The 18,432-nt window shown below is 52.2% G+C and carries 20 protein-coding genes; 14 read left to right on the top strand and 6 right to left on the bottom strand.

What is annotated here, in order from left to right; translation table 11 throughout:
- Positions 1-222: 222 nt before the first annotated feature.
- The 8 genes from ppsR (at position 223) to HV350_RS14035 (ending at position 8,305) form a co-directional block, all read left to right on the top strand.
- On the top strand, positions 223-1,056 hold the full coding sequence (gene ppsR / locus HV350_RS14000) for a posphoenolpyruvate synthetase regulatory kinase/phosphorylase PpsR (protein ID WP_181628738.1): 834 nt from the start codon (positions 223-225) through the stop codon (positions 1,054-1,056).
- A gap of 126 nt (positions 1,057-1,182) precedes the next feature.
- Positions 1,183-2,229: a 3-deoxy-7-phosphoheptulonate synthase AroH gene (aroH, locus tag HV350_RS14005; protein ID WP_016152883.1), complete on the top strand. Its 1,047-nt coding sequence runs from the start codon at positions 1,183-1,185 to the stop codon at positions 2,227-2,229.
- A gap of 178 nt (positions 2,230-2,407) precedes the next feature.
- A complete protein-coding gene (gene hemP, locus HV350_RS14010) occupies positions 2,408-2,584 on the top strand; it encodes a hemin uptake protein HemP (RefSeq protein ID WP_137367684.1) in 177 nt (58 codons plus the stop codon).
- Positions 2,585-2,658: 74 nt separating this feature from the next.
- Positions 2,659-4,644, top strand: coding sequence for a TonB-dependent hemoglobin/transferrin/lactoferrin family receptor (locus HV350_RS14015; protein ID WP_181628740.1), 1,986 nt, complete (start codon positions 2,659-2,661; stop codon positions 4,642-4,644).
- A 47-nt stretch (positions 4,645-4,691) separates the two neighbouring features.
- Positions 4,692-5,723: a hematinate-forming heme oxygenase ChuS gene (chuS, locus tag HV350_RS14020; protein WP_016152880.1), complete on the top strand. Its 1,032-nt coding sequence runs from the start codon at positions 4,692-4,694 to the stop codon at positions 5,721-5,723.
- Complete coding sequence (locus tag HV350_RS14025) at positions 5,720-6,541, top strand: hemin ABC transporter substrate-binding protein (RefSeq protein ID WP_181628742.1); 822 nt, start codon at positions 5,720-5,722, stop codon at positions 6,539-6,541. The genes chuS and HV350_RS14025 overlap by 4 nt, the downstream gene beginning before the upstream one ends.
- On the top strand, positions 6,541-7,533 hold the full coding sequence (locus HV350_RS14030) for an iron ABC transporter permease (protein WP_032947022.1): 993 nt from the start codon (positions 6,541-6,543) through the stop codon (positions 7,531-7,533). The genes HV350_RS14025 and HV350_RS14030 overlap by 1 nt, the downstream gene beginning before the upstream one ends.
- Positions 7,526-8,305 (top strand): heme ABC transporter ATP-binding protein, encoded by a 780-nt coding sequence (locus HV350_RS14035; RefSeq protein ID WP_047417835.1) that lies wholly within the window; start codon positions 7,526-7,528, stop codon positions 8,303-8,305. The genes HV350_RS14030 and HV350_RS14035 overlap by 8 nt, the downstream gene beginning before the upstream one ends.
- On the opposite strand, the gene selO is transcribed toward HV350_RS14035, so the two are convergent.
- The 6 genes from selO to btuC all read right to left on the bottom strand — a co-directional run bounded on the left by selO (position 8,302) and on the right by btuC (position 13,722).
- Positions 8,302-9,744 (bottom strand): protein adenylyltransferase SelO, encoded by a 1,443-nt coding sequence (gene selO, locus HV350_RS14040; protein ID WP_047500304.1) that lies wholly within the window; start codon positions 9,742-9,744, stop codon positions 8,302-8,304. The genes HV350_RS14035 and selO overlap by 4 nt on opposite strands.
- 61 nt (positions 9,745-9,805) lie before the next feature.
- Positions 9,806-10,519 (bottom strand): EAL domain-containing protein, encoded by a 714-nt coding sequence (locus tag HV350_RS14045; protein ID WP_019076659.1) that lies wholly within the window; start codon positions 10,517-10,519, stop codon positions 9,806-9,808.
- 319 nt (positions 10,520-10,838) lie between these two features.
- Positions 10,839-11,303 (bottom strand): NlpC/P60 family protein, encoded by a 465-nt coding sequence (locus HV350_RS14050; protein ID WP_003832591.1) that lies wholly within the window; start codon positions 11,301-11,303, stop codon positions 10,839-10,841.
- Positions 11,304-11,380: 77 nt separating this feature from the next.
- Positions 11,381-12,130, bottom strand: coding sequence for a vitamin B12 ABC transporter ATP-binding protein BtuD (btuD, locus tag HV350_RS14055; RefSeq protein WP_181628744.1), 750 nt, complete (start codon positions 12,128-12,130; stop codon positions 11,381-11,383).
- The gene (locus HV350_RS14060; protein ID WP_181628745.1) at positions 12,130-12,681 is read right to left on the bottom strand and encodes a glutathione peroxidase; all 552 of its coding nucleotides are present in this window, start codon (positions 12,679-12,681) and stop codon (positions 12,130-12,132) included. Before HV350_RS14060 ends, btuD begins: the two co-directional genes overlap by 1 nt.
- Positions 12,682-12,741: 60 nt before the next feature.
- Positions 12,742-13,722 (bottom strand): vitamin B12 ABC transporter permease BtuC, encoded by a 981-nt coding sequence (gene btuC, locus HV350_RS14065; protein WP_032931198.1) that lies wholly within the window; start codon positions 13,720-13,722, stop codon positions 12,742-12,744.
- Positions 13,723-13,900: 178 nt separating this feature from the next.
- Between btuC and HV350_RS14070 the strand changes: the two genes are divergently transcribed.
- From HV350_RS14070 to HV350_RS14090, 6 genes are all read left to right on the top strand, one after another.
- The gene (locus HV350_RS14070) at positions 13,901-14,881 is read left to right on the top strand and encodes an IS5-like element ISKpn26 family transposase (RefSeq protein ID WP_000019450.1); all 981 of its coding nucleotides are present in this window, start codon (positions 13,901-13,903) and stop codon (positions 14,879-14,881) included.
- Positions 14,863-15,087, top strand: a complete 225-nt coding sequence (locus HV350_RS26840) for a hypothetical protein (protein WP_346267092.1) — start codon at positions 14,863-14,865, stop codon at positions 15,085-15,087. Before HV350_RS14070 ends, HV350_RS26840 begins: the two co-directional genes overlap by 19 nt.
- A 139-nt stretch (positions 15,088-15,226) precedes the next feature.
- Entirely contained in the window at positions 15,227-15,385 is a 159-nt protein-coding gene (locus HV350_RS14075; protein WP_016152871.1) for a DUF1427 family protein, read from the top strand.
- Between the two features lie 83 nt (positions 15,386-15,468).
- On the top strand, positions 15,469-16,683 hold the full coding sequence (locus HV350_RS14080; protein WP_181628747.1) for a PfkB family carbohydrate kinase: 1,215 nt from the start codon (positions 15,469-15,471) through the stop codon (positions 16,681-16,683).
- A 31-nt stretch (positions 16,684-16,714) separates the two neighbouring features.
- Positions 16,715-17,449 (top strand): outer membrane protein OmpK, encoded by a 735-nt coding sequence (locus HV350_RS14085; protein ID WP_016152869.1) that lies wholly within the window; start codon positions 16,715-16,717, stop codon positions 17,447-17,449.
- Between the two features lie 17 nt (positions 17,450-17,466).
- Positions 17,467-18,429 (top strand): nucleoside hydrolase, encoded by a 963-nt coding sequence (locus tag HV350_RS14090; RefSeq protein WP_053389680.1) that lies wholly within the window; start codon positions 17,467-17,469, stop codon positions 18,427-18,429.
- Positions 18,430-18,432 lie beyond the last annotated feature (3 nt).

The following is an 18,432-nucleotide window of genomic DNA, read 5'->3' on the forward strand; positions in this document are numbered from 1 at the left end:
TTTTTATTTTTTCAGATTGTTTCCGCATTTGCGCAAACCCGCGAGCCACAGGGGATCACCACAAAAACTACCGGTATAAACATTTGTTCCGAAAAATGAAATGTACTTTTCAGTAAATATAAAAATACCGTTTCATTTTACAAAATAGATGCAGCAATATTCGCTTCTGGCGAATTTTAATTTATGCTTTCAGAGAATTATGTCTGCCCCAGGATGAGCAAAATGGATAATGCTGTTGATCGTCACGTATTTTATATTTCTGATGGTACGGCCATCACCGCCGAGGTATTGGGCCACGCGGTAATGTCGCAATTTCCGGTTACGATCAGCAGCATTACGCTGCCGTTTGTGGAAAATGAGAGTCGTGCGCGAGCGGTTAAAGACCAGATTGACGCGATCTATCAACAAACTGGCGTGCGCCCTCTGGTGTTTTACTCTATCGTTTTGCCGGAAATTCGCTCGAACATTTTGCAAAGCGAAGGATTTTGTCAGGATATCGTGCAGGCGTTGGTTGCCCCACTGCAGCAAGAGATGAAGCTCGATCCTACGCCGATCGCCCATCGTACCCACGGCCTGAACCCCGGCAACCTTAACAAGTACGACGCGCGCATTGCCGCCATTGATTATACCCTCGCCCATGACGACGGCATTTCGTTGCGCAACCTCGATCAGGCGCAGGTGATCCTGCTTGGCGTTTCCCGTTGCGGTAAAACCCCGACCAGTTTGTATCTGGCCATGCAGTTTGGCATTCGCGCGGCCAACTACCCCTTTATTGCCGATGATATGGATAATCTGGTGCTGCCAGCGTCCCTGAAGCCGTTACAGCATAAATTGTTCGGCCTGACCATCGACCCTGAGCGCCTGGCAGCCATCCGCGAAGAGCGCCGGGAAAACAGCCGTTACGCCTCGATGCGCCAGTGCCGGATGGAGGTTGCTGAGGTGGAAGCGCTATACCGGAAAAACCAGATCCCATGGCTGAACAGTACCAATTATTCGGTAGAAGAGATTGCTACCAAGATCCTCGACATCATGGGGCTGAATCGCCGCATGTACTAGAATGCTAGTGCATTGGTTCGATTTTTTGTTATTATGCTCGCCACCAGGCAGGATGAGTATGATATTGTGATATACATCACTTCCCGGTAGTCCTGCCGTTGAAGCAACAAATTTCTGAGACAAGTAATGAACAGAACCGATGAACTCCGTACTGCGCGTATTGACAACCTGGTCACTCCAGCAGAGCTTGCGCAACGGCATCCTGTTTCGTCCTCCGTCGCCCGTCATGTTACGGACTCCCGACGCCGGATAGAAAAAATATTAAATGGTGAAGACGCTCGTTTACTGGTGATCGTAGGTCCCTGCTCGATTCACGATCTTGATGCCGCCATGGAATACGCGACGCGTTTACAGGCGCTGCGCGAAAAACATCAGGCGCGTCTGGAAATCGTGATGCGCACTTATTTTGAAAAACCGCGCACCGTAGTGGGCTGGAAAGGCTTAATTTCCGACCCGGATTTAAACGGCAGCTACCGCGTGAACCACGGCATTGAACTGGCGCGTAAACTGCTGTTGCAGGTCAATGAACTGGGCGTACCCACGGCAACAGAATTCCTCGACATGGTGACCGGTCAGTTTATTGCCGATTTAATCAGTTGGGGAGCCATTGGCGCACGCACCACCGAAAGCCAGATCCACCGTGAAATGGCCTCTGCGCTTTCCTGCCCGGTCGGCTTTAAAAACGGTACGGATGGCAATACGCGTATTGCCGTCGATGCGATTCGCGCCTCCCGTGCCAGCCACATGTTCCTCTCTCCGGATAAAACCGGCCAGATGACCATTTATCAGACCAGCGGTAATCCTTACGGGCATATCATCATGCGCGGCGGTAAAAAGCCGAATTATTATGCTGAAGATATTGCCGCCGCCTGCGATACCCTGCACGAATTTTCCCTGCCTGAACATCTGGTGGTCGATTTTAGCCATGGCAATTGCCAGAAGCAGCATCGTCGTCAGTTGGACGTTTGTGATGATGTGTGCCAGCAAATTCGCAATGGTTCGACGGCGATTGCCGGGATTATGGCGGAGAGTTTCCTGCGTGAAGGTACGCAAAAAATCGTTAGCGGCCAGCCGCTGGTTTACGGCCAGTCCATTACCGACCCGTGCCTGAACTGGGAAGATACTGAACTACTGGTTGAAAAACTCGCCTCTGCGGTTGATAGCCGTTTTTAATGCTGTTCGCCGGGTAACATCACGTTTCCCGGTGCTAATCCTTTGTTTTCCCCCTCCTTATTGTACAAAATTTATTCTCGTCACAATTATTTCACAAAAAGGCTTGCCGCAATTTTGCAGTTTGTTGATAATGATTATCATTGTTAAATTGATTGTTATTTTTAAAAACTATTCACGTATGGATAACACAACAACGCCCGCAAAAGAAAAAACACCGCCTGCCGTCGCGCCAAACGAGCGCCGAATTGACAGTAAAAGTCTGCTGGGCAAAGAGGGGCGCGTGATCATAGAACACGATGGCCAGCTCTATTTGCTGCGCCAGACACAAGCCGGAAAACTCATTCTGACCAAATAAACACCACTTTTCGCCAGCCACCCAGGTAATACCCAGGCAGCCAGCGCTTTTCGATTTCCTAATGGAGAGTTGCTATGCCACACCTGCACACTGCATCCTTGCGCCCTTCGCTCTTGGCGCTGGCGATTATCAGTAACCTGCCCACCGTCGCGTATGCGGCGGTAGAAGATATGACCGTCACCGCTACCGGCAATGCCCGTAGTGCTTTTGAAGCGCCGATGATGGTCAGCGTGATTGATGCCACCGCGCCGGAAAACCAGACCGCCAGCTCAGCAGCCGACCTGTTGCGTACGGTTCCGGGCCTGACCCTTGACGGCACCGGTCGCACTAACGGCCAGGACGTGAATCTGCGCGGCTACGATCGACGTGGCGTTCTGGTGCTGGTTGATGGCGTTCGTCAGGGAACCGACACCGGACACCTGAACAGTACCTTCCTCGATCCGGCGCTGATCAAACGCATCGAGGTCGTCCGTGGCCCTTCTGCACTGCTGTACGGTAGCGGCGCTTTAGGTGGAGTGATCGCCTATGACACTGCGGATGCCAAAGATCTGCTGGAAGCCGGACAAAACAGCGGTTATCGCGTGTTCGGTACCGCGGCAACCGGCGATCACAGCCTCGGTATGGGCGCCAGCGCGTTTGGTCGCACCGATACGCTGGACGGACTGCTTGCCTGGTCCAGTCGCGATCGCGGTGATTTGCGCCAGAGCGACGGTACTACGGCACCAAACGACGAAGCGATTAACAATATGCTGGCGAAAGGCAGCTGGAAAATTGACAGCGCCCAGACGCTGGCCGGCTCGCTGCGTTACTACAACAATGACGCCCGTGAACCTAAAAACCCGCAAACCAGCGCAGCGGATGCCACCAGCAACCCGATGACCGATCGCTCAACCATCCAGCGCGACGCGCAACTGACCTACTCGATTGCTCCAGCCGACAATGACTGGTTGAACGCGGATGCCCGCGTCTACTGGTCCGAAGCACGCATTAATGCGCAAAACACGGATAACACCGGCGAGTTTCGCAAACAAACCACCAAAGGCGGCAAAATCGACAACCGCAGCCGCCTGTTTACCGACTCTTTTGCATCTCACCTGCTGACCTACGGCGGGGAATACTATCGTCAGGAACAACAGCCAGGCGGCGCAACCACCGGTTTCCCGGAGGCAAAAATCGATTTCAGCTCCGGTTGGCTACAAGATGAAATCACCCTGCGCGACCTGCCGGTTACGCTGCTGGGCGGTACCCGTTATGACTCTTATCGCGGCAGCAGCGACGGCTATGAAGATGTCGATGCCGATAAATGGTCGTCCCGCGCCGGGCTCACCGTTGCGCCAACCGACTGGCTGATGCTGTTCGGATCATACGCTCAGGCCTTCCGTGCGCCGACCATGGGCGAGATGTATAACGATGCGAAACACTTCTCGATTGGCCGTTTTTACACCAACTACTGGGTGCCGAACCCTAACCTACGCCCGGAAACCAACGAAACCCAGGAATACGGATTTGGCCTGCGCTTTGACGATCTGTTGATGGCGAGCGATGCGCTCGAATTTAAAGCCAGCTATTTCGACACCAAAGCGAAAGATTACATCTCCACCAGCGTCGACTTCGCCGCCGCGACAACCATGTCCTATAACGTACCCAACGCCAAAATCTGGGGCTGGGACGTGATGGCGAAATATTCCGCCGATCTGTTCAGCCTCGACATGGCCTATAACCGTACGCGCGGCAAAGATACAGACACCGGCGAATACATTTCCAGCATTAACCCGGATACCGTCACCAGCAAACTGAACGTACCGGTTGCGCACAGCGGTTTTTCCGTTGGCTGGATAGGTACATTTGCTGACCGTTCAACGCATATCAGCAGCAGCTACACGAAACAGCCCGGTTATGCGGTAAACGATTTCTACGTGAGCTATCAGGGCCAACAAGCGCTGAAAGGCATGACCACCACGCTGGTACTGGGCAACACCTTCGACAAAGAGTACTGGTCGCCGCAGGGCATTCCGCAGGATGGTCGTAATGGAAAAATTTTCGTGAGTTATCAGTGGTAATCACTTTTCCCCGGTTCGCCGGGGCAGCAATCTGGAAGGAAGAGACAATGAATCATTACACACGCTGGCTGGAACTGAAGAAAGAAAATCCTGGCAAATACGCACGTGATATTGCGGGATTGATGAATATTAGCGAAGCCGAACTGACCTTCGCGCGCGTCGGTCATGACGCCTGGCGCTTACGTGGCGAAGTGCGTGAAATCCTCGGCGCACTGGAAGCCGTCGGCGAAACCAAATGTATATGCCGCAACGAATATGCGGTGCATGAGCAGGTTGGTGCGTTTACCAATCAGCACCTGAACGGTCATGCCGGACTGGTACTCAATCCGCGCGCTCTCGACCTGCGCCTGTTCCTCAATCAGTGGGCAAGCGTGTTCCATATCAGCGAAACAACCGCCCACGGCGAACGTCAGAGCATTCAGTTCTTTGACCATCAGGGGGATGCGCTACTGAAGGTCTATGCCACACAGAATACCCTCATTGAGGAATGGGCTGCGTTGCTGACCCGTTTCATCTTCGCGGAAAACCCGCCTCTGGCGCTGCAACCCGCCCCCCCTTCTGCTCCAGCCACCGTCACGGTCGATGCGCAGACCGTTGATCAAGAGTGGCGAGCCATGACCGATGTACACCAGTTCTTCGGTCTGCTGAAACGCCACGACCTCACCCGCCAACAGGCGTTTAACCTGGTGGGCGACGATCTGGCCTGTAAAGTCGCAAATAGCGCTCTGGCGCAGTTACTCGACACCGCGCGCCAGGATGGCAATGAAATTATGGTCTTTGTGGGTAATCGTGGCTGCGTACAGATTTTTACCGGTGTGATAGAAAAACTGGTGCCGATGAAAGGCTGGCTGAACATATTCAACCCGACATTTACCTTACACCTGCTGGAAGAGAGCGTGGCAGAAACATGGGTAACGCGCAAACCGACCGCCGATGGCCACGTCACCAGCCTGGAACTGTTTGCTGCCGACGGCACGCAAATCGCCCAGCTGTATGGTCAACGAACGGAAGGCGAACCAGAGCAGACGCAATGGCGCGCGCAAATTGACGCACTGACGCCGAAGGGGCTGGCCGCATGAAAAAACTGCTGGTCCTGATTGCGCTACTGCCCATCGTCGCGATGGCTGCGTCCAGGGAACGGGTTGTTGCTCTCGGTGGCGATGTCACCGAGATTGTATACGCACTGGGAGCACAGTCTTCCCTTGTGGCGCGAGACAGCACCAGCCAGTGGCCTGAAGCAGCAAACGCCCTACCTGATGTCGGTTATTTGCGCCAGCTCAACGCCGAAGGGATCCTTGCCACCCGTCCTACGCTGGTCCTTGCCAGCGCGCAGGCGCAGCCCTCTCTGGCGCTAAAACAGCTCGAACAGAGCAACGTCAGGGTTGTGACGATCCCGGCAAGCAACGAGCTTAACGTGATTGATGAAAAAATTCGCGTCATCGCCGAAGCCACCCATAGGGAGGCCGATGGCGAAACGCTGCGCACCCGCTTACGTCAGGAACTGGCGGCGTTGCCGTCATCTGAACTTAACAAACGCGTGCTGTTTATTCTCAATCATGGAGGGATGACCGCGATGGCGGCGGGCCAGCAAACCGCAGCCGATGCGGCTATTCGTGCCGCCGGTTTGCGCAACGCAATGCAGGGTGTTAACCGCTATCAGCCGCTGTCGCAGGAAGGTGTCATTGCCAGCCAGCCCGATCTGGTGGTGATTTCACAGGACGGCGTTAAGGCGATGGGTGGCGAAGATAACCTGTGGGCGCTGCCGGGCCTGGCGCAGACGCCTGCCGGACGGAATAAACAGGTATTGCAGGTTGACGATATGGCGCTGCTCGGCTTTAGCGTACGCACGCCGCAGGCCATTTTGCAGCTTCGCGCTAAAGCTGAGCAATTGCCCTGATGTCGCGACGTATCCGTTGTTCTTTATGGACACTCGCACTCATGTTGGTCGTGATGACAATTATGGCTACCGGTTTTGGCGCGTTGCGCCTGCCGGTAAGTCTGCTGTGGCGTGATGGCGATGAGGCACTGCGTCAAATCTGGCTCACCATTCGCCTGCCCCGCGTCCTGCTGGCGCTGGTGATTGGCGGTTCTCTGGCGCTCGCGGGCTGCGTGATGCAGGGCCTGTTTCGCAACCCGCTTGCCGATCCGGGATTACTGGGGATAAGCAGCGGTGCCGCCTGCGCCGTCGCCCTGTGGGTAGTGCTGCCGGTCTCTTTGCCCGCGCTGTTGATGCTGTACGCCCCCATGCTGGCCGCTTTTCTCGGTGCGCTGGCGGCAACGGTGGTTATTTTTATCCTTAGCCAACAACGCGACGCTTCACTCTCACGTCTGCTGTTGGTCGGTATTGCCATCAACGCGCTGTGCGGGGCGGCGGTTGGCGTTCTGTCGTGGGTCAGTAATGACGCGCAACTGCGCCAGCTGTCGCTATGGGGGATGGGCAGTCTGGGGGCCGCGCAATGGTCCACGCTGCTGGCTGTCACTTCATTGACTGTCCCGACGGTGCTGATCATCTGGCGTCTGGCACCGGCGCTGAACCTGCTGCAGTTAGGTGAGGAAGAGGCGCATTACCTCGGCGTAGATGTGCGTACCGTTCAGCGTGTTTTGCTACTTTGTAGCGCATTGCTGGTTGCCGCAGCCGTGGCGGTAAGCGGCGTAATAGGCTTCATCGGGCTGGTTATCCCGCATCTGATGCGCATGTGGCTCGGCTCAGACCATCGGGCCGTTATCCCAGGTTCCGTGCTGGCGGGCGCATTTTTATTGCTGATAGCCGACACGCTGGCCCGTACGGCGGTTGCGCCTGCGGAAATGCCGGTCGGTTTGCTAACCAGTCTTCTGGGCGCACCGTGGTTTTTATGGCTTATTTTTCGTCAACGAGGACCGCATGGCTGAACAATTCATCGCTAAAGGGCTTCACTATCGCGTCGCGGGCAGAGCGGTGATTGACGACGTCTCTCTTGCTCTCGAAAAAGGTGAACTGGTGGCGCTCATCGGCCCAAACGGTGCGGGTAAATCCACCCTGCTGCGCCTGCTGACCGGTTTTCTGAAACCGGCTATAGGGCGTTGCGTGCTGGCGGGTAAACCGCTGGATGAATGGCATAGCCAAACACTGTCGCGGCATCGGGCGGTGATGCGCCAGCAAACACAACTGGGATTTGACTGGCCGGTAGAGGCCGTCATCGCGATGGGGCGTGCGCCCTGGACCCAGCGGTCGGAACCTCGACTTATCGCTCAGGTGATGGAAATGACCGGATGTACACCGCTGGCGGGCCGGCAATACGCCGCGCTTTCCGGCGGCGAGCAACAGCGAGTACAGTTAGCCCGTGCACTGGCGCAACTTTGGTGCGACGGCGCGCCTCGCGGCTGGTTATTCCTTGATGAACCTACCTCTGCGCTGGATCTTTACCACCAGCAGCATCTGTTGCGCTTGCTGAAGACGCTTACCGCTTCACAAGAGCTGCATGTGTGCATTGTGCTTCACGATCTGAATCTCGCCGCACTGTGGGCAGACAGAATAGTGTTGCTGCACAACGGCAGGCTGGTGTCGCAGGGAACGCCAGAGGCCGTGTTACAGGCCGATGACCTGAAGCGCTGGTATGGCGCCCAGGTACACGTTGGCCAGCATCCGGCCAACGGATCCCCGCAGGTGTTTCTGGCCCCTTAGCTTGAACAGCTCACCTCCAGCCGTTTGCCCCAGTCAGGTGGACGGCTGACATAGTCATCATCACGATCGACAAATGGGGTACGCAACGCTTCGTGTAACCGATGCAGCTCGGCGTAATCCCCCTGCTCTGCCTGATTAATCGCCCGTTGCGCCAACCAGTTACGCAATACCATCGCCGGATTAGCCGCCTTCATCTGCGTTTGTCTGACTGCGTCGGCAATGTTGTCTTGCTGCAGGCGTGAGCGATACCGCGTGAACCAATCGTCAAACGCTGCGCGATCGATAAACTCATCGCGCAGCGGGGATTGCGCGCTGTGTTGTTCCGTCTGACTGAGCATGCGAAACGTTCGGGTATAGTCGCTTCTTTCCCGCGCCATCAGGTTAAACAGTTCACTAAGCAGTTCGTTATCGTTTTTTTGCTCGCTAAAGAAGCCAAGCTTTTGTCGCATCCGCTGACCGTAGCGAGTTAACAGCGCCAGTTGATAACTGTCCAGCGCATCATTAAGCGCCTCGACCGGGATAAATGGCGACAGAGTTTGCGCCAGACGTTGCAGGTTCCAAAGCGCCGCGGCCGGTTGATTATCGAAACTGTATCGCCCCTGGTTGTCTGAGTGGTTGCAGATAAAATCGGGCACGTAGTCATCAAGGAAACCGAATGGGCCGTAATCCATCGTCAGTCCCAGAATCGACATGTTGTCCGTGTTCATGACACCATGCGCAAATCCCACCGCCTGCCAGTCCGCGATTAACGTCGCAGTACGCGTGACAACATCGTTAAACCACAGCTGATACTTATCGGCTTCTTCCTGCCATTGCGGCCAATAATAGCGAATCGCAAAGTCAGCCAACTGGCGCACTTTTTCCGGCTCGCGGCGATAGTAAAAATGCTCAAAATGGCCAAAGCGCATATGGCTTTGCGCCACGCGAATGAGCATCGCCCCTGATTCTACCGTTTCGCGATACACCGGCGTGTCGCTGGTAACAATCGACAATGCCCGCGTGGTCGGTATTCCCAGGTAATGCATCGCTTCGCTGGCCAGGCTTTCGCGAATTGTCGAGCGCAGTACGGCGCGACCATCCCCCATACGGGAATAAGGCGTAAGTCCGGCGCCTTTCAGGTGCCAGTCACACGTTGAGCCGTCAGCGAGCTGTTGTTCGCCCAACAGGATCCCGCGTCCATCGCCAAGCTGGCCCGCCCAGACGCCAAATTGATGTCCGCTATAAACTTGCGCTAAAGGCGACATCCCGGGAAGCAACGATTCACCGCCCCAAACACCGGCTCCGGTTGGAATATCAAATAGTGTCTCTGGAATAGCTAATTGCTCCGCCAGCGCATCGTTATGCCAGATCAGGCGCGCGTTTTTCAGGGGAGTGGGTGAAAGTGCTGTATAGGTTGCTGGTAATTCATCACGCCAGCGGGTGGTAAAAGACAGGGTCATAGGGCCTCCTGTCTCTAGTGTAGACGGTTAAAAGCCTGTTAAACACCAGCAAATATGAGGGTTATATCTTCGCAAGCGAAATTATCTGCGCGGGGGGCACAGCAGGCCACAGCGCGCCCTGCATGGCGCTGAATCCCAAAGGCAGTACGCGCGCTAACATCTCGGGTGTATCAATACCGCTAATGATAATTGACTCACTGCTGGGAAATAGCTGTGCCAGGATAGCCCGCATAAATGGCTCAAACGAAATATGTGTAATCCTTTGTTGAACAAAGTTTTTATCGAGCACGACGCGTTTGAACAACCCATCAAAAATTGCCCGGTTTGATATGCCGCCAGCACCATAGTTTGTCAGTACTAATGGAAATCGCGCCGCCAGTGCTGCCAGCGTTGGATTCGCTTTTCCATTATTTAACTCTGGATAGTTTTCATTAATAGCCAGTTCCAGAAATGACAATCGTTCAACTTGTGAAGCAAATTTAGCATCTGATAATAAAGTATTAGCAATTGCCGGCGTTAAATTAATCCAGGCAGAAACCTTTCGTTGAATAAAAAAATGTTGGCACGTTTCGATTAATTCAAGCTTTTCGGTAAATAAGCGACATTGCTCTTCGTCCGACATCCGAGGTAGGACCAGCTCGGTGGGTATACGCACATCCCCCTGCGCACTGGCAAAACTGGTAATGATATCTACGTATTCAAGATCGCCTTTTTCGTTTCTCGCAGGGAGAAAAGAGAACTCTGAATGATAAAGAGTATCCATTGAAACAATCATCGTGCCAGCCCCTCTGCATAGGTGTTATCCGGCATCCTGTAGCAAAGGATGGAGAAATACGTTATTGCTGATGCAAGTAGAGGCCCTTTCATTTTTCCCTTTATAGCCAGTAAATCGAATCCCTTTTTTTTAGCTTATCCTGATTATAAGCGAATATCCAGCTTTGCACTTTTTAATATCTCGGAATAAATCATATTTTTAGCAAGATACGCTCTTAATGTTCAGGGGTATTGTCCGGCTGGCGGCAGAAATAAGAAGTTACTAACAAATGGAAATGTCGAGGCTGCTCAGCCGTAGGCAGCCTCGTGACTGATGAGGATTAAATACGTCGCGCCTGCCAAAAGTTTTTGCGCCAGTAAACGTTGTCCAGTGACGAGCGCATCACACCACGGCTGGTTGAGGCATGAATAAATTGATTATTGGTATCGTAAATTCCGACATGCAGACCGCTTTCCCCAGAACCGGTTTTAAAGAACACCAGATCGCCGGGCAGCAAATCATCTTTATCAATTTCGGTACCAATTTTTGATTGCGTGCGCGTATCACGCGGGAGTTGCAGATCGAATTTATCGCGCATTGTCATCAATACAAATCCAGAACAATCCACTCCGCTACGGCTCATGCCGCCATAACGATAGGGTGTGCCATGCCAGGTTTGTAGCTGGTCATTAAGCCCGGCGATAACGGCGATAGAATCCGACAAGCGGGCATTTGGCGCAGGAGCACGATGGCTGCTGCAGCCCGCCAAAAACAATGCTGTGATGAAAAGAAGCCAAAAGCGCATTCAGGACGAATCCTCTGAATTATATTTTTATGTCAATTTAGCGTGGAAATTATATGATTTTCAAGAACCCATTTAACTTAAGTGGTTGATATGAGCATTCTGTGGCCTTCAATATCCAAACGACGGAAGTTCACGCCATAAGCCGCAGACAGATTGGCCGGCGTTAGTACCGTATCACGAGCACCACTGGCAAGCAGCTTCCCGCGTTTGAGGAGCCAGGCCTTGTGCGCATGACGTAAGGTATGATTAAGGTCATGGCTGCTCATTACAATCGCGATGCCCTGCAAACACAGCTGACCCAGCATCCGCTCCAGCGCATTTTGTTGCGCCACGTCCAGGCTGTTCATCGGCTCATCCAGCAGCAAAAGCTGGCCGAATGGATTCGCTTGTGGGCAAATCTGCAGGATAACCGCAGCCAGGCGCACGCGCTGCCACTCACCGCCGGAGAGCTGATTCACGCTGCGTCCCAGCTTATCCCCAAGCCCAAGCGCATCGGCGACTTCCTGTAACAGATCGGTGCGTGCTTTATCGGGTTGATGCAGCGTCAGAAAATGCCAGACCGGCATCGCAAACGGCGGGTTTTGCTGTTGCGCAAGATAAGCGCGATATTGCGCCAGCTTTGCTGCCGGCCATTCATCCAATGACACATCACCAAAGGTGATGCTGCCCTTGCCGGTCGTCAGCCCCGCCATTCGCGCCAACAGCGTGCTCTTTCCTGCGCCGTTAGGTCCCACTAAATGCAGGATCTCCCCTGCTTTTATCTCACCAGAAAGCGGGCCGAGTCGGGTCGATTCTGCTACCTCCTGTAGCTGCATCAATCGAGACATTAGTTTGCCAGCGCCGTCTTGATGGATTGCACCAGAACAGGATCCTCAGGCGTCATATCGGGTGAAAATCGTTGCAGTACCTGACCATCCCGACCCACTAAAAACTTCTCGAAATTCCACAGAATATCGTCCGGGTAGAGCGGCGCCCGACCTTTACTCGCCATTCGCTCATAGAATCCACTATCCGCAGGCGCGACGGCGGTTGGCGCGGCATCAATCAGTTTCTGATACAGCGGATGGCGTCCCTCGCCGTTGACCTCAATTTTGCTGAACATCGGGAAGGTAACGCCCCAGGTGGTACTGCAGTACGTTTTTATTTCCTCTTCACTGCCCGGCTCCTGGCCCAGAAACTGGTTGCAGGGGAACCCAAGAACGGTAAAGCCCTGCTGATGCCAGGCTTTCTGCAGATTCTCCAGTTGCTCATATTGCGGCGTTAGACCACATTTTGAAGCAACGTTGACGATTAACAGCACATTTCCGGCATACGGCTGCATTGAGGTCACCTCGCCGTCGATGGTCGTCACGTCTGTATCGAGGATAGTGTTTTGCATAGCATCTCCAGAACAACAGGTGGATTTTCAGTTTTTAATCATAGACCGAATCAACGCGTTCTAGCGCGCGGCTTTTAACAATAGCCAGATAAATACCGGTGCGCCCATGGTGGCCGTCACCACGCCAATTGGCAGCTCAGCCGAGGCCAGCACCAGACGCGCGACAACATCAGCCAACAGTAATACGATAGCGCCAGCCAACGCGCAGCCCGGCAGTAACACGCGATGATCGGTTAAGCCGCACAGCCGCAGAATATGTGGGATCACAAGCCCAATAAAGCCAATCGCTCCCGCCAGAGCCACGCTTACGCCAACCATCCAGCCCGTGGCGACCACCAGCAGGTTGCGCCAGAACCATAATGGCAATCCCAACTGACGTGCAGAAGTCTCCCCCAGCGCCAGCATATTCATCGGCTGCGACTGACAGCAGATCCACACCAGCACCGGAATCAACGCCACCATGAGCCAGGCCTGATGCCAGTCAACGCCGCCAAAGCCCCCCATCATCCAGTACATTAGCTGTCGCAAATCAAAAGAAGTGGAGAAGTAGATGGCCCATGTCATCAGCGCGCTACAGATAATGCCCAGCGCCACCCCCGCCAACAGCAGACGGCTGGTAGACAAATGACGGCGGGCAAAACGGAGCAGAATAAGCGTGATAATCAGCGCCCCAGCGATGGCGCATAAGCCCAACGCCCAGCCGGGGAGCTGCCCCTGCCCCAGCAGCACCGCCGCGATGAGCCCGACGCCCGCGCCATTAGACACGCCCAGTAATCCAGGCTCTGCGAGCGGGTTTTCAAAGAGAGCTTGCATCACTGCGCCAGATAAGGCCAACGCAGCGCCTACCAGCAAAACGGCGAGGGTACGGGGAAATCGGATTTGCCAGACGAACAGATCGCCGCGGGCGCTGAACCAGTCGCCGGGGGCGATCCACTGTTCTCCTGCGCATAAGCTAATCACGAGCATGACCAATAGCAACAGCGATAAAGTGCCTAACCAGTATCGGTCTCGCCGACGTTGTAATTGTGCAAAAGGTTGCATGTTTATACTTTTTTTATGGGTTATCTCATTAATTTTACGATGAAAGCAAAAAACATGGAAGGAAGCTCTACCGCAAATGAGGCAATGGCCCAAAACAGCATGAACCTTAGGGAAGGTGCGAACAAGTTCCTGATATGAGATCATCATATTCATCCGGAGCGCATCCCAGAGGGACATCATGAGCCATCAACTCACCTTCGCCGATAGTGAATTCAGCACTAAGCGCCGTCAGACCCGAAAAGAGATTTTCCTCTCCCGCATGGAGCAGATTCTGCCATGGCAGAATATGACCGCTGTCATCGAGCCGTTTTATCCCAAGGCGGGCAATGGCCGACGGCCCTATCCGCTGGAGACCATGCTGCGTATTCACTGCATGCAGCATTGGTACAACCTGAGCGACGGTGCCATGGAAGATGCCCTGTACGAAATCGCCTCCATGCGCCTGTTTGCCCGATTATCCCTGGATAGCGCCCTGCCGGATCGCACCACCATCATGAATTTCCGCCACCTGCTCGAGCAGCATCAACTGGCCCGTCAATTGTTCAAGACCATCAATCGCTGGCTGGCCGAAGCAGGCGTCATGATGACCCAAGGCACTTTGGTGGATGCCACCATCATTGAGGCACCCAGCTCTACCAAGAACAAAGAGCAGCAACGCGATCCGGAGATGCATCAGACCAAGAAAGGCAATCAGTGGCACTTTGGCATGAAGGCCCACATTGGTGTCGATGCCAAGAGTGGCCTGACCCACAGCCTGGTCACCACCGCGGCCAACGAGCATGACCTCAATCAGCTGGGTAATCTGCTTCATGGAGAGGAGCAATTTGTCTCAGCCGATGCCGGCTACCAAGGAGCGCCACAGCGCGAGGAGCTGGCCGAGGTGGATGTGGACTGGCTGATCGCCGAGCGTCCCGGCAGGGTAAAAACCTTGAAGCAGCATCCGCGCAAGAACAAAACGGCCATCAACATCGAATACATGAAAGCCAGCATCCGTGCCAGGGTGGAGCACCCGTTTCGCATCATCAAGCGGCAGTTCGGCTTCGTGAAAGCCAGATACAAGGGGCTGCTGAAAAACGATAACCAACTGGCGATGTTATTCACCCTGGCCAACCTGTTTCGGGTGGACCAAATGATACGTCAGTGGGAGAGATCTCAGTAAAAACCGGAAATAACGCCAGAAATGGTGGAAAAAATAGCCTAAATAGGCTGATTCGATGTGTTTGCGGGAAAAAAATCGGCCCAGATCCGCGAAATTTTAATCAGCGAGTCAGCTTGGGAAGAAATGACCTGCTTATTCGCACCTTCCTTAGTCTTTTGCATAATGCAATGCTGGCAGCAATACCAGGTAGTAGCTGTCATTATTAATATCGTTCCTGAGATTAAATAAATAACCACAACCGGACAAGATGTCCGGTTGCAGAAGTTTTGTGTGATTGTCTTCTCATCAATACGTAAATATATTGTGTAGTCTTCATATCATCATAACACCCTCAGGAATTATCTTATGGATATAATTCTTTCGCTTATTGCCGGTGCAATTATTGGTTTCATATTTACATTAATAAAACTCCCCATTCCAGCCCCTGCTGCCTGGCCTGGTGTATTTGGTATCATCGGTGTACTTAGTGGTAATCAGATCTTTAACTATTTATTCAACAAATAAATTCATTCACAAAAAATTAACACGCAGACAAAATAAACTTATTACATGGACCTCTCATCACATTCATGAAAAGTGAGGATTAGATGCCCTGTCGTTACAAAAAACAGCGTCTTCGCTATATTTTAACACTACTCAAAAAACAAGGAAGTGTAAAAATATCATCTCTTGTTAAGGTACTTGATGTTACGGAAAGAACACTCCGCCGCGACATCAATGACCTCGTAAAAACAGGACATGTCCGCTCATGCTATGGAGGTGCTGTATATAATCACGACAATGCATTCCCATTATATGAGAATAACTCTCTTTATTTGCACCAAAACATCATCATTAACCAATCAAAGATCGAACGAGAAATATCAATGAACGAAAACAATGGGAAAGTTTACATTCTGGGTTCATTTAATACTGACTTAGTATATCGGCTTCACCGTTTTCCTATTTCAGGGGAAACTACGCGCGCGCTTTTTTCCTGTTGTTTACCCGGAGGGAAAGGCAGCAACCAGGCGATAGCATCCGCACAAGCCAATGCTCGCACTTATTTTACAGTCAAATTAGGTGAAGATGAGTTTTCAACCAAAGCCCAGCATTTTTTAAATGGCGTAGGATTAGAAAAGCTAACCATCTTTACCAAAAGTGATGCACCAACCGGCAGTGCCGTAGTGATGATATCCGAAGAGGCTGGCGATAATGTAATCGTTATTAATCCAGGGGCTAATCAGGAAATAACGAGTGAAGAAATTATATCCTGTTATGACGAGATAGGCACCGCCAATGTTTTTTTGACGCAGATGGAAAACAATCCTGACGCTACAGCTCAAGCTATTAAGTTCGCACATGCCGCAGGGGTGATGACAATCCTGAATCCAGCGCCATGGCGCAAGGAAGTGACAGATCTTCTCCGCTGGACACACATCCTGACCCCAAACCTCACAGAAGCAGAGGCGATTATTGGCAAGGCTATTCGTACGCCAGACGATATTCGTCAGGCCGCCGAAACCATGCACCAAATGGGACCACAATATATTCTAATTACGTTAGGCAAAGATGGGTGCTGGTTATTTGATGGATCTACACACCAACAGTTCCCGGCATATCCCGCCGTTAATATTGATACATCCGGCGCCGGTGATGCATTTAATGGTGCACTCGCTGCACGACTTGCCTGTGGAGAAAATATTGCCAACGCAATTCATTACGCCTGTGTATTTGCAGCACTGGCCGTAGAGCGTGAAGGTGCAGCCAATATGCCATCCCATGAACTCGTATTAAAACGATTAGCTTGTAATAAATACTGATATTAACCCACCACCAAAATAGGGATATGGAATGAAAAAAATCGCCTTCGGGGCTTTATTATCGTGCGTAGCTTTTTCCTCATTAGCTGAACAACAATACGGCTGGGGGAATATACATTTTGACTATCAATCCTGGGATGCCGGTGTTAAAGACCTCGAATATGAACAAGCCTTAATTGGTATTGAGGGAGGTATTGGTTTTGATTGGGGTGAAATGTACGGTTTTTATGATTTTGAAAACATTCTAGATGACGAGGGAAATCAGGGGCAGACTGCGAATGGTGAAATCCATACCTACCTCTGGAAAACAGGTGCCAGCTTATTTACAAAAGTCTATAATTCGCAAAGCCCCAATTTTAAAGAGACGAATCAATTTATTGGGCTTGGCTATACCGACCTGAAAGGCGATGGATGGTGGTTTAAACCCTGGATTGCTCGTCAGTACATTACCGCGCACAGTAATTTTGGCCCAGCTTATGATATTAATGGACTCAATGGTTTCTCAATCGGATGGAACGCTGGCTATGCTTTCAATCTTCTCAACCAGGACTTCTTACTGTCCAATTGGAATGAAATAGAACTTGACCGTAATGATGACTATACCGCTAACAATCATGGTAGCAATGGTTTAAACGGCGGCCTGAATATTACCTGGAAAATCATGCCTCATATATCCACCACATTAATGTATCGATACTTTTATAACAAACTTGGTGCGGATGGATATGGCGATATTCTCATTTATCGACTGGCCTACGACTTCTAACTTAAGGAACATTAACGATGTTAAGTATCCACTGGCCTGAATTAACTTCAGCGCAGCGTATTGCCTTAATTACGCCACCTAAGTATGGCAAAGTACCTATCGTTATTGACAGCGATACCTACAATGAAATTGACGATCAGATGGCCATTGCCTGGGCATTCTTACACCCGGAGCGCCTCGATCTGCAAGCTGTTTACGCCGCTCCGTTTACCAACCACTATTTTGGTAAAGAGGGCTCGCACACATATGTTGACGATCCCGCAGTAGGCATGCAACTGAGCGTCGATGAGATCTATCGCGTATTTAACAAACTCCCCCGCCGCGAAAACATACCGCAAATATTCCAGGGTTCAACACGCTATCTGAAAGATAGCAACCAGCCGGAGATGTCAGCAGCAGTACAGGATTTGATTAACCGGGCAAGAACGGCTGAGCAAACATTACATGTACTCGCAATCGCCGCGCCGACCAATATCGCTAACGCACTGCTCCTCGCGCCGGACATCGTCACAAAGATTCATGTCATCTGGCTTGGGGGTAACAGTTATGCCTGGAAAGATAATCATGAATTCAACCTGATGCAGGACATTGCGGCGAGTCGGGTACTTTTTGATAGTGGCGTAGCGCTCACCCAAATCCCCTGCTTTGGCGTGGCTAACACTATGGCCTCATCGGTCCCAGAGATGCAGTACTATTTTGCAGAGACCAGCCGCATTGGTAGCTACTTTGCTGAAATTGCCCCGCGATGCCCCTGGATTGGTTTTGCATCCCGCAAAGTCATTTGGGATATCACTACGGTTGGCTATGTCCTGAATCCTGACTGGTTCACCTGTGAATACCGTACATCCCCTTTGATCAATGACAATCTGAGCTGGAGTTTTGATAACCGCCGTCACGTCATTCAGGTCGCAAAATTTATTGAACGGGATGCTCTCTTTAAAGATCTTTTCCGTAGCATCATTGATGCCGATGAGGGATAAACC

Origin of the sequence: Citrobacter sp. RHBSTW-01013 (assembly GCF_013781985.1) — a bacterium.
GTDB lineage: Bacteria > Pseudomonadota > Gammaproteobacteria > Enterobacterales > Enterobacteriaceae > Citrobacter > Citrobacter braakii.